General features: G+C 53.5%; 9 protein-coding genes. 5 read left to right on the top strand and 4 right to left on the bottom strand.

All coding sequences use genetic code 11. The annotated features are described in order from the left end of the window. Nucleotides 1-7 precede the first annotated feature (7 nt). The 4 genes from PXC00_RS09780 (at nt 8) to PXC00_RS09765 (ending at nt 2,728) form a co-directional block, all read left to right on the top strand. Nucleotides 8-553: a hypothetical protein gene (locus PXC00_RS09780; protein WP_275846242.1), complete on the top strand. Its 546-nt coding sequence runs from the start codon at nt 8-10 to the stop codon at nt 551-553. Between the two features lie 30 nt (nt 554-583). Further along, nucleotides 584-1,333, top strand: a complete 750-nt coding sequence (locus tag PXC00_RS09775) for a hypothetical protein (RefSeq protein ID WP_275846239.1) — start codon at nt 584-586, stop codon at nt 1,331-1,333. A gap of 163 nt (nt 1,334-1,496) precedes the next feature. Beyond that, nucleotides 1,497-2,267, top strand: coding sequence for a hypothetical protein (locus PXC00_RS09770; RefSeq protein ID WP_275846237.1), 771 nt, complete (start codon nt 1,497-1,499; stop codon nt 2,265-2,267). An 86-nt stretch (nt 2,268-2,353) separates the two neighbouring features. Next, entirely contained in the window at nt 2,354-2,728 is a 375-nt protein-coding gene (locus tag PXC00_RS09765; RefSeq protein WP_275846235.1) for a RidA family protein, read from the top strand. 69 nt (nt 2,729-2,797) lie between these two features. Here PXC00_RS09765 and PXC00_RS09760 read toward each other — a convergent pair whose 3' ends face one another. The 3 genes from PXC00_RS09760 to PXC00_RS09750 all read right to left on the bottom strand — a co-directional run bounded on the left by PXC00_RS09760 (nt 2,798) and on the right by PXC00_RS09750 (nt 8,730). After that, on the bottom strand, nt 2,798-6,214 hold the full coding sequence (locus PXC00_RS09760) for a DUF4982 domain-containing protein (protein ID WP_275846232.1): 3,417 nt from the start codon (nt 6,212-6,214) through the stop codon (nt 2,798-2,800). A 232-nt stretch (nt 6,215-6,446) separates the two neighbouring features. Continuing rightward, entirely contained in the window at nt 6,447-6,845 is a 399-nt protein-coding gene (locus PXC00_RS09755; RefSeq protein ID WP_275846230.1) for a metal-dependent transcriptional regulator, read from the bottom strand. Nucleotides 6,846-6,924: 79 nt separating this feature from the next. Continuing rightward, complete coding sequence (locus PXC00_RS09750; RefSeq protein WP_275846228.1) at nt 6,925-8,730, bottom strand: oleate hydratase; 1,806 nt, start codon at nt 8,728-8,730, stop codon at nt 6,925-6,927. A gap of 213 nt (nt 8,731-8,943) precedes the next feature. Between PXC00_RS09750 and PXC00_RS09745 the strand changes: the two genes are divergently transcribed. Beyond that, on the top strand, nt 8,944-9,498 hold the full coding sequence (locus PXC00_RS09745; RefSeq protein ID WP_275846226.1) for a TetR/AcrR family transcriptional regulator: 555 nt from the start codon (nt 8,944-8,946) through the stop codon (nt 9,496-9,498). A 79-nt stretch (nt 9,499-9,577) separates the two neighbouring features. On the opposite strand, the gene PXC00_RS09740 is transcribed toward PXC00_RS09745, so the two are convergent. Further along, nucleotides 9,578-12,490, bottom strand: coding sequence for a transglutaminase-like domain-containing protein (locus PXC00_RS09740; RefSeq protein WP_275846224.1), 2,913 nt, complete (start codon nt 12,488-12,490; stop codon nt 9,578-9,580). Between the last annotated feature and the right edge of the window lie 7 nt (nt 12,491-12,497).

Raw genomic sequence — 12,497 nt, 5'->3', positions numbered from 1 at the left:
TAAAGATATGAGCAATGCGAGCTCAGCGTATACTTATTTAAACAATTTAGGCTATGATGCTCTAGGCGAGATAGAAAAACCGGCCAGCTATATATATAATTCAATTAATATAATCCATGGTCATGGAATGGCCGGAGCTGTTCGCTGTGAATTAACAAATGGTGCATATACATGGCTGTATTCCTATCCACGTTCAGTTTTAGCTAGTCAAGATGCTTCATTTGGAAACTATAATTCTACTTCTTTATCACGCAGTAAGCTCCTGTTATATATTGCTTGTGAGAGTGCTGTATCTTTGAATGGATACAGCATGGCTTCGGCCGGATATGCTAAGGGAGCTAAGTGCAGTATAGGATTTAATAATTCTGTAGTTGGAGGAGATGATTGGATGCGTCTGTTTTTTCAAGGAATATCCCAAAATAAAACGATTCAACAAAGCCGTGATTATGCAGATGCAATGTATAAACAAGATTATCCAATATATGATGAAAGTGAGAGCCCTGCTGGGCATAGCTTAAAGTGGGGAAATGCGAACGTTAGATTGAGAGTATAGTAAGGAGGAATTTGAATAAAAAAATGGAAGATGGGCTGTCTGGCAGCCGCAGTTGCCGTTGCGGTTGGCTGTGGGGCGGCAGTCGCTGCGCAGACGCCGGCACAGGCGGTCAAGATTCAGATGAACGGCAAGCCGGTGGCGGTCGAGAATGTTTCAAAGGCGGGACTCACGCAGAGTGCGAATATCCGGCAGGCGGCTGCAGACAACGCCGGTAACCGTTATGCGGTGGACGCGCAGAATCGCTTGGTGCTGTATCAGAATGCCGACAACAGCAATGCACTGCCGTTTCGCCTGCAGTCGGTAAAGACAGACAAAGCAGTGGAAACCTCCGTGAAAGAACTGTTTTCCAGTACCAATATTCCGCATCTGCAGGACTTTCAGGTTGACAACAGCGCAAATTACGCCGAGCCAACGATGAAAGAACTGACGCGCAAAGTCGGAACAGGCGAGGAAGACAGCATCACCGTGAAGTTTGACACTTCCGGAAATGTGCAGTACGCTTCCATCACCTACTTTACGGAAAACGATGAGCGCATTGCAGACGCAAAGAAAGCGGAGCTTGACCAAAAGGCGCAGGCGTATATCGACAGTCAGCTGGCGCAGCAAAAGCAAGCCAAACCCAACGAGGAAGTCACCGCCACAGTTGCCGCAAAAAAGTACACCCTGCGCGGCAATACCATCACCGGCGGCTACTCGATTGTGTTTCAAAGCGCCGCCAAAGGACAGCCGGATGCAGCAGTGAAGTGGGGCGATGCGCAGTCCTTTACCGTTTCCAAATAAGTGTGTGGTTCACAAAATCTGTTGTTAAAAATGAAGGGCTCCTCTGTAAACGGTGACAGTTTCGCTTGCAGAGGAACCTTTTGTGTACAAGGAAATCCTTTACAGAAGCATAAAAATATGATACAACAGTAAGAGAGAAAACGGAATGGGGGAGGAAATGTCTATGAAGAGCGTGAAGCGCTTTCTGTGTGCGCTGCTGGGGCTGAGTATGGCAGTGGGCGTGCACGCGGTGCCGGCTGCCGCCGCACAGCCCCAGCTGTATGCGGACACCACCTACGATATGCAGCGCGCAGTGGGGGAAAAGTACTGCTTCTATGTGCGCACTTACAGTTCCAATCCGCTGACCTACACGGTGGGCAACGGCAAGGTACTGCAGACGAAAAAAGAATTCAGTTCCGTCACGAAAAAGAAAGATACGCTTGGCGGCGCAGAAACGCATGAGTTCTGGTTTTCCTTTACCTGTATCGGTGAGGGTGAAACCGGTGTGTACGTGACACAGAGCGGAAACACTACCTGCCTGTTCAAGGTCAAAGTCAGCAATCAGACCATCAGCATGAAGCAGGCAGTGGGCACCGGCGCAGCGAAATACCAAAAGCTGCGGATTCAGTATCAGAATCATTATAAGATGATAACTGACCACAGCGAGATTGCAGCATTGCTCAAGGCGATTGCACCGGTGCGGCTGGAAAAACTGCCGGACAGTACGCCGCATACCGGCGGCTGGACGTATGCGATTGATTTTTACCCTACGGACGGCAGCGGTGCGTATCATTATATTGATGGCGGCGGTTCGTTCAGCAAGCAGGACGGCTGTACCCTGAAAGCGCCAGTGGGGCGCTACCGAATTGCAGACAAAACCTCTTTTGCCGCATGGTATCGGGTCATGGATGATTTCTACAAAAACGCAGGCGGAACCGTCGTTGAAATCAAGTAAAGCGGTATAATTTACTTTTTCTCTGTCTTTTAGCAATGTAATGTGCTATACTGTGAAAAAGATGTTTCAATGATGGAGGGATACTCATGAATCAGGTGATTTCTGCAAAAAACGCGCCCGCGGCGTTGGGACCGTACTCACACGCGGTTCAGGCTGGCGGTACGCTGTACCTTTCCGGTCAGCTTGGTCTTGATCCGGTCAGCGGCGCCCTGCCGCAGGGGGTAGAGGCACAGGCCAGACAGTCGCTGGAAAACATCGGTGCGGTGCTTTCCGCTGCCGGCATGACCTATGCGGATGTCGTAAAGACCACCGTGTTTTTGGCGGATATGCAGGACTTCGCGGCAATCAATGCGATTTATGCGGAGTACTTCAAGGATGTTTGCCCGGCACGTTCCTGCGTGCAGGCGGCGGCACTGCCGAAAGGCGCTTTATTTGAGATGGAAGCTATCGCGGTGAAATAAACAGTCTGAAAAAAAGCTGTGACCGTCTGCTTTGCGGCAGATGTCACAGCTTTTAATTTTGCAGCAAAATCAGCGGTTGAATCGGAACCACCGGAAGTCAAATCGGCTGCCGGGCATGAAAATAAAGTTCACTTTTCCCTGCCCTTTGAAACCGTGGATGGGGAAGGTGCGCTCCTCATACTCGTCACTGTAGGAAAATTCGGCGATCTCTTTGACTTCGGTACCGTCTTCGCCGTAAAACCGCACGTGGATGATATTTTGCGCGATGGGCGAGTGACCGCAGATGGTGACAGAAGCGCACCCGTCCTCCCCAAAGTCCATGTGCTCAAACTCCAGCGTTACATTGTTGCCGATTTCTGTGACCGCGTCATCGCCCAGCTGAAACTGGTCACCGGTGATGCGGTTGTTTTCTAGGGCATCCACTTTGCCAAAGGCTTTTTCCAGCTTGGTAAAGTAGAAGCCCTGCAGGGACATTTTAATAGTGGGTTCCACAACAATGGAAATCGTCTGCACACCCTTGATGCGCCGCGACAGAGAGAAAACATTTTCCTGGTAGTGGTTGTACCAACTCTTTGCCTGATACTGTGCGCGCAGCAGACGCTCGCCGCCTGCGTCTGGGCTGCCCAGCCACACTTCCACAGGCAGGCTGTCTTCAAAGGAGAAGATGGGAATGTGGATTTCATCTGAGCCGTATTCGCCGAAGTCGATATTTTCAAAGACAACACTGGTGCGCTGGTTGGAAGTGATGTAAACGCCGCCTTGAAAGCTTAGCTTCGCCTCGCTGGAGCAGGCGGCATTGTTGATGCCGCTGACCAGTTTGTAAGCATCAAAGGTGGCTTGCCCCAAACCGGAAACGTCAAACTCCAATTCAGAAATGATTTCAGGATGGTCTTTGTCATTGCAGCAGGCAGCGCACAAACGAAACGCGCCGTCCCCGGCGGCGGTCAGCACAGCGGTGGTTCCCCTTGCTTCAATTTTGACGCTGTTGCTGTCCACACCGTCCAGTGTGCGGGCACGGAATGAAATTTCACGGTACGTGGCGTTTTCGGGCAAAATTTTTGCGGTGACAGTGGTCTGCGGATGCGCTGCGTCCAGATGGCTGACACCGAGGTTTAGGAGTTCAATCTTGCGCACCGGAATGTCTTCCTTTATCGGAGAAGGCGTGTTTTCCAGCAGACAGGAAATGCCGGACGGCACTGGCGCCGGAACCGCCGGCACGGTGAGCATGGCGGGCTCCAGTGAAGGGGAGGCGGCGGTGATGCGGATTTCGCCCGGCTCCATTTTCGCGGCAATGATTGCCAGAAGGCGGCCGCTAAACAGCCGGCGGCTGGTGCCCTTGTAGGACTCATAATCGGTGCTGTCGCCGTTGTCCAGACCAATCAGACGCCCCGCGCCGCTGACAGTCACATGGATGCGGCTGCGGCTGTTTGCAACGAACGTTCCGTTTTCGTCCAATGTGTTGATTTCCACAAACAACAGGTCGGTGCCGTCTGCCGCAAGCTGCGGTTTGTTTGCCTGCAGCGCCACGCGCACCGGATCGCCGAAGGAGGACTGCACATCCTCTGCAATGGGATTGCCGTCCTTATCGTAGGCGATGGCTTTCAGCGTGCCCTTGTGGTAAGGCAGGCGCCAGTTTCCTTCCAACTCCGTGCCGTGCGTGTGGTCAATGTTCTGCGCACCCTGTGACACACCGTTCCAGAATAGTTCTACCCTTGGCGCATTGGAGTAAATGCGCACATCAATCATCTGCCCCTCGTTAAAGTCCCAGTAGGGCAGCAGGTGCACCATCGGGTGTGTTTTGCAGTCAGTCCATTCCGCTTGGTAGTGATAGTAGGTGTCTTTGGGAAAACCGGCGGTGTCAATCTGCCCAAAGAACGAGTTTTTGCTGAAGTACGGCGTCGGTTCGCCGATGTAATCCCAGCCGGACCAGATATACTGCCCAAAGCAGAAGGCACAATCACGGTGTACGGCAATGGTGTGGTCGGTGTTCTTAGCGCCCCAGTTGGTGGTACAGTTTCCCAGCGTGGAGCACTGCATATCGTCATAGGTCAGCAGCCGCTTGCTCAGCGGAAAGTGGTAAATGCCGCGGCTCTGTACCGTGGAGGAAGTTTCACTGCCGAAAATGCACCAGTCCGGATGTTCCTGATGGTGCTTCTGATACAGGCTGTCCAGATAATTGTAGCCGGCAAGGTCAACAGCGTCGGCGCAGTTCTGCGCACCCTCCCACTCCATGAGGTTGGAGGCAATGGCGATGGCTGCATTTTTGCGGTAATCGAGTTTGCGTACCGCGTCACGGAGCATCACGGTGATTTCCAGCCCGCGCGGGTGGTGCGTGTCGCCGATTTCGTTGCCGATGTTCCAGATGAAAACGCAAGGATGGCTGCGGTCCTGCCGCACCCAACTGGTGATGTCTTTCTGCCACCACGCGGCGAAGTCGTTGCCGTAGTCATACTGCGTTTTACAGGATTCCCACATATCGAAGCTTTCGGAGTAAAGCAGCAGACCCATTTCGTCACACAAATCCAGCATATCTTCGGAGGGCATATTGTGCGCGCTGCGAATGGAATTGACGCCCATCTCCTTGAGGGTCTGCAACTGCCGGCGCAGGGCGGTTTTATTCATGGCGGCGCCCAACGCGCCGAGGGTCTGGTGCTCGCAGGAGCCGTTGATTTTCAGACTGCGGCCGTTCAGAAACAGCCCTTTGTCCGGGTCAAAGCGGGTGGTGCGGAAGCCGAAGTTCTGCTCTTCTGTGTCTGCCGGTGCGCCGTCCAGCAGCAGTTCGGTGCGCAGGCGGTACAGGTTTGGTGTCTCCACGTCCCAGAGCAGGGGCGAAGAAAATGCCATCTGCTGTTTGTCTGTGTTTAGTCCCGGTGCGGCGGAAAAAGCGGAGATCTGTGTGCAAACTTCCTTTCCCGACGGATCAAGCACCGTGTGGCGCACAGAAACTTTGGCAGCCGCGGGCAGGTGGCTGTACACTTCGCAGTCGGCAAACAGTGTCCAGTGTGTTTTATCCTGTGCGGCAGTGGAAAGGTACAAACCGCCGGTTGTAAAGTGCACAGCCGGCCGGCGCACCAGCCAGACATTCCGGTAAATGCCGGAGCCGGGGTACCAGCGGCTGTTGGGGCAGCGGTAGACATTGCGCACCCAGACGGTGTTTTCGCCTGCGTGGACTTTGCCGGTCAGGTCCACTTCAAATCGGGAGTAACCGCATTTCCACTGAAAAATCTTCTCGCCGTTGAGAAAGACGGTGGTGTCGCGGTAGACACCCTCAAAAAGCAGGGAAAGCCGGTCGGTTCCCAGTTCCTCCGTGCGAAAGGTCTTTTTGTAGCAGCTGACCGCCTCTTCGTACAGATTTTCACTGTTGTAAATCATCCAGTCGTGCGGTATATCAACGGGCTGCCAGTCTGTGACTTGAAAGAAAACTTCCATCGGTGTTTCCAGCGGTTCCTTGTGAAAGTACCAGTTGTCATTAAAAAGTTGTTTCATTTGGACTCTCCTTGCTGTTTCTGTAGAGCTGCTTTTGGTGGAGCAGCCCTACACCCAGAGCGATGCACAGGCAGAACCTGCAGGCTCCATTTTATGAAAAATACCGGAATTGATCCGCGTTATTATACCACGCTGCGGCGTGCAGCCGCAACGCGTGGAGCTGAGATTTCACGAAACGCATAAAGTTGTCCGTACAGATTTTTCGCGGCAAAAGGAAAAAGCGGCGCATTTTTCAATGCGTGCCGCTTTCTTCAGAAGTTTGTGAAAGATGCAGTTTGGCGTGTTCTTTGATTTTCTCGAAAGAAACTTCACTCAGGTCATGTTCCACTCGGCAGGCATCCTCCGCAGCGGTTTTTTCGTCAACGCCGAGGCTGACGAGCAGTTTGGTCAGCACGCGATGCCGCGTGTAAATTTCGCTGGCGATGGCCATGCCACTGGCGGTCAAGGAAATGAACCCTTCTTTGTCCATGGTGATATAGCCATTTTCACGCAGATGCTTCATCGCGACGCTGATGCTGGGCTTGGAGTAGCCTGTTTTGTTTACAATGTCGATGGAACGCACCACCCCCTGCTTTTCTTTGAGCATGAGGATGGATTCCAGATAGTCTTCTGCTGATTCATGAATTTGCATAGCTTTAACCTCCATAAACTAAGCGTAACATAGTTGCGGCGGTTTGACAAGGCATAATTCATGAACACGGCGGCAGCGGCTACTTGCTGAGGGGCGCCTCCGGATGCAGCACGGAAACCTGCAGCGGAACCGTCTGGTTGCGGCCAAGGTACATCCGGTAGTACGGCGGGTAAGAATTCAGTACGGTGACGGCCATCTGCCGGAGCTGCTCGGCGCTCAGCCCGCTGAGTGCGGGAATGTCCGCTTCCGTAAGCTTTTCGGCGGCGGTCTTTCCGGCAAATTTTTTCAGGCGTTCAGCGATGTAGCGGATGTCGTAGCGCGAAGGGTAAACTTCCAGAACATCCTTTTCCAGACCGGTCAGCTTGTAGACGGCGCCCATAGCGGTGCGCACAGACATTTCCACGGTAAAGACCACATCTTCCGGCACCTCCACATACTGCCCCAGAAAACCGATGTTGGTGCAGCCGTCCGGCACGTTTTTCGGCCGGTCAGTGGCTTTGCGCGGCATAAACTGTGTGGTGACGTAGGGCATCATGCAGGTGGAAATATAGGAGTGCGCAAGCACTTCGTCCCGAATGTCCAGCATATTGAGGTGGTACAGCAGCTCGGTCATGATTTCCTCGCCAGTGCAGTCACACATCGGCTTTTTTATGTAGTTGCCCGCGCGCTCTCCATAGCAGCCGTACCCCCACATGACCTGCTCATCGGGTTTCTGATCCAGGAAAAACGGATTGTGGTGCAGCTCAAAGGACATATCCCAGTTGGAATCCAGAATGGTAATGGCACCGCCGGTGCCGGCTTTGCTGCCGGTCATTTTTTCAATTCTGCTGACCAGCTCCGGGTAGCCCTTGATGGTTGGCATGAAGGAAACCCACTTGGTTTTATCAATTTGTCCGATGAATTTTTCGGGATGCCCGAATTTCTCATTCTTTTTGGCAAGGTTCTGCCAGAGGGTAAATGCACCGAGGTCATCTGTGCTGCGGTTGGTGGGAGCCACGGTCTTGTTGTCGCCGAACGCACTGTTGGTGGTCATGGAACCGTTGGTGACCAGTACCAGGTCCTTTTCACTAAGCGCAATTTTGCTGTCCTTACCGTTTTTGCGCAGCAGGATTGCTTCTGCGGTGTTGCAGGCGCTGTCCATTTCGATATCATAAGCCCAGCAGTCATAAACGGTCTTGACACCGTGACTTTCGAGCCAAGCGAGCAGCGGGCGGATCATTGCGTCAAACTCGGCGTATTTCGTGTGGATAATGCCCTCCAGATATTCGTGGCGAACCTCCAGCGCAAACCGCTGAAAGTACCGCTGGCACTCCAGTGCGCTGTGGTAGTGTTTGAAAGCAAGGCAGCTGTGAAAATTAATCCAGCAGCTGCTGTTGAAAAAGGACTCATCGAAGAAATCAGAAATCGGCTTATCCTCCAGCGCTGACTCTGGCAGGCTGAGAAAACGCTGCATGGCCGCCATGTCCTTGGAATTGAAGCGGTAGTCGTGTACTTTGCTGTAGCGCTCGCCGCGGTTGCAGATGACACGGCATTCGGAGTGGATGGGTTCGTCGCGGTTAAAGTCCACAATTTCGTCAAGCACGGAACGCCCCTTGCTCTGCAGGGAGGGGATTTTGCTGAAGAGATACCACAGGCATTCCATGTACGGCTCCATCTCCCGCTCGCCGCGGCACAGGTAGCCGAATTCGTTTCGCATACCGTCCATGCTGCCGCCGGCTGTTGCACGCTTTTCCAGAATGGTGATGTTTTCACCCAGCATACCAGCATCATCAACCAGAAAAGCCGCCGCTGCCAGCCCTGCCAGCCCGCCGCCAACGATATACGCTTTTCGGGATGCAATGCCCGCCGGCTTTTGGGGCCGGTACATCGTTTTGTAAATATTCATGTTTGACATCTCCTTACGCAAATTTTAATTCTTTATTTTCATCTTCATATTAACATCAAATATAAAAAATGGAAATTTACAATTTGCTACGCCTGTAAAGATTCTTTACAGGCGTGTGCAGATGTAAAAAATACAGAGGCTTGTTCATATTGCTGCTAAAATTCCCGTATAAGCTATTGCATAATGACTTCCAAATAAAGGAATGAAGTGGAAATGCCGAAATATGCAAAACAAGCCTTTGCGGATTCTCTGAAAAAAATGCTTGCCCAAAAGCCGCTTGACCATATCACGGTGAAGGACTTGGTAGAAGACTGTGGTGTGTCACGCCAGGCGTTTTACTATCATTTTTCGGATATTTACGCACTGGTGGAATGGATTTTTATGGAGGAAACGTCCGCTGCACTGGCAGACCATTGCAGCGTGGATACTTGGCAGCAAGGGTACTGCTGCGTGCTGAAGCGTATGCGGGAAAACAAAAACCTGGTGCTCAATTCTTACCGCTCCCTTAGCAGAGAGAATTTAGAAGCTTTCATGTACCGGGTGCTGTATCAGGTGATTTATCCGGTGGTGGAGGAGCAGGCGGCCGGGCTGCGTGTGGAAAAAAAGCATAAGGCGTTTATTGCGCGGTTTTACAGTCTTGCGATTGTTGCAATGGGGCTGGACTGGGTACGCACGGGTATGCGCGAGGAGCCGGAGGAAATTGTCGAGCAGGTGGCAACACTGGTCAAGGGCGACTTCCGCAAGGCGCTGAAACGCTATGCAATCTGAATGTTCTAAAAGAGCCGAATCTCTTTCGCATTTGCGGAAAAGATTCGGCTCTTTTAGGGTCTAATACAGAGAGTCTGCATTAAGGCTTTGCAGGGGGGTGCTTGCCTTTTCCTGTGACGGCCGGCACTATGTTTTCCAGCCAGCGCAGGGCGAAACGTCCCCAGACACCGTGCTTTGCCAGCACCTGCTGTGCGGCATCGTCAGCCAGCGTGCGCAGACGCTGCATCTCCGCAGGGGTCAGCCCACTTCGGCTGAACAGGGCTTTTTCACCGAGCCGGTGTGCTTCGTCCGAAACCGGTACGCCGTATGCGGAAAGGCTTTGCAGATAGGCGTACACAGCGGCTCCGGCAGCTTTGGTATCCATTTGCGAAAAGGCTTTTCGGCGGCGGGTCAGGTTCCATGCGTGCCGCAGCAGCAGAACTGCCGCAAGCAGCGCGGCCATGCACACCAGTGGGAAAAGCAAGTCGGTATCGCTGCTGTCAGCAGGGGATTCTGTCGTTGCGCCGGACACAGCGGCAGCAGACTGGTGGGATACGGCGGTGCTTTCTGAGGAATTCTGAGAACTGGCAGCAGAGGAACTTGCCTGCGAAGAACTTGCGGTAGAAGCCTGCGCGCTGTGGGAGGGTGTCGCGTAAGACGCGAGATTGTCCTGCGTAGAAAGCGTGGTGAAACCCGGCGTTGCCTCAAACGGAATCCAACCGCGCCCCGGCGAGTACACTTCCACCCAGGCGTGCGCCTGATTGTCGGTGACGTCAATGGTTTCGCCGCGACCGTTGAGCTGGCTGCCGGAAATGTAGTATCCTTCTGCATAGCGCGCGGGAATGCCGAGTGTGCGCAGCAGCAGAACTGCTGCAGAAGCGAAATGCACGCAGTACCCATAATGGTTTTGATTGAGAAAATAATCGACAAAGTCCATTCCCGCGGGCGGTGCACCCGGTGACAGGGTATATTGACAGGAGGAACTCAGCGCCTGCATGACGTGATTGACCACAACACTGACCGCACTGTACTCCTGGTCACTGCCAAGGGAGGCGGTGCTGTCCGGGTTCAGCCCGCGTGCTTTCAGCCAGGTGACCAGCTTCGGGCGCAGGGAGTCGGGTACTTGGGTGTTCTCGCTGTAAACCGCTTTGCGGTACTGAAATTCGTACTCCAGAAAGTTCCCGACGTCGCTGTTGATGGATTTCAGGGAAACCGGATTGGACGTGTCCTGCACGACTTTTCCATCTTTTCGGGTCAGGGGACACAGCGGCTGGGTGTAAAACTGTTTCAGACTCATGGTTGGAAAAGTCTGCAGACGGCTGAGGAAGGTCTTTCGGTCTAAGCCGCGAAACAGGGCGTTCAGCTTATCGCTTCGGTTGGTAATTTCCTGTAGAATCAGGCTTACATCCTGCTGAGTCAGCAGGTAACCTGCACCACTGCTGTCGGTGTAGGTGTACTGGCTGCCGCTTTGGAAAGCACAGCTGCTGTAGGCCATCTGTGCACTGTACAGCTTCATAACCTCGCGCTGCAGGGAAGTCAGGGTAGAGATGTTTTTCCATGCAAACAGAAAGTTTTCGCCGTTTAAGGACAGATCCTCGGGATAAAACGACGCGCCCTCCTTGCCGGTAAAGATCAGATTGGAGAGGAATCCCGGAGAAAGTACCGGCCAGCTGCCGGCAGAGTAGGAGGGTACTTCACCGGCAGTGTTGTAAGAACCGGGGTCGCGCTCATCGGAACAACTGTAGAACGGAATGGTATAGACATTTTTGCTGAACAGATTGAAAAAACGTGCATTCAAATCATTTTGGTACCTTGCACCTTCCGGCAGAGAAGAAAGGCCGTAAGGCAGGTAGACGCAGCGGGAATTGGCAGCTACATTTTCAATGGTGATTTGAGAGTCCGCCTGCGGTGAAAGTCCGTATTTGGTACGCTTTAGTCCTTCATAAAGCGACATCAGCGCCTGCACGTTGTTCTGCAGGTAGGGGTTGCCTTTCAGTGTGCTGCTGTTCAGAAAGCTTTCGTAGGCTTTTCCGTCAGACAGCGACCAGGTGCTGTCCTGATAATTGGTTCCGCAAAAGGTTTTTAAGTACTGTGCCTCTTTTGCCTTGGTGGTTACGCGCAGCATGGTTTTTCCGGAAAAGGAAACCGAGGCAGTGTTACGCATATCCACGCGGCTTACGGCATTGGCAAGCCCGCCGTGAGCGTGCTGAGGGGAAAGGTTGCCAATGGCGTTTTCAAAGGCACTGCGCAGGGTTTCCAGTTGCTGCGGGCGTGTGTAAAGCGCCGGAGAAAGCATACCGTTCAGGATGCCCGCAACCAGCAGCGCCGCCGGCAGCGCAAGCCATCCGCGGCGGGAACCGGCGGGCAGGGTGGCAAACTGCCGCGGTCGGCGGCCAAGGGCAAACAGTGCCGCACACGCACCGGTTAAAAGGACAATGCCCAATGTCGGCGGCGAAACGGTCATGGAAAGCGCCGGTGTCAGCAGTGCCAGGACAAGCAATGTGCAGAGCAGCGCAAAACGGCAGTGTACCGCCGCAGCCAACACGGCTGCCAACAGGGCAGCCAGCAGCAGAAAGCACAGCTGGATGCAGAAAGCATCTGTGTACCCCGGCGCGGTGCTGACTGCCAAATAGCCGAAGTCAAACTGACCGTGTGAAGCGGCTGTCAGTGTGTTAAGGCTGCAGTTAATCAGCAGCAGTGCACCGGTTACCACAGCCGGCAGGTTTCGGATGAGCGCCACGCCCCAGACGACGCCCAGTGTGAGCCGAACCGGAAAACCGCCCCGCCGCCAGTGCAGGCTCAATTGCAGCAGCACGCAGAGCCCACTTGCAAACAGCAGCGGCAGGCGCTCTGCAATCGGCAGACCGTACATTTTTACAAGGCAGTTCAGCAGGCCGCAGAGCAGCAGCACCGCCAGCACACAGTCCAGCAGAATGCGGGAAAGCGGTTTTTCCGGTGCGGTGGTGACCAGCGGCTTTTCCGGATGCAGGTGCACTGTTTTTTTGTATTTCATAAGCCGT

Origin of the sequence: Caproicibacterium argilliputei, from assembly GCF_029211325.2 — a bacterium.
Lineage (GTDB): Bacteria > Bacillota > Clostridia > Oscillospirales > Acutalibacteraceae > Caproicibacterium > Caproicibacterium argilliputei.
Note: the sequence above shows the minus strand (reverse complement) of the source record. Positions and strands in the feature narration are given on the sequence as shown.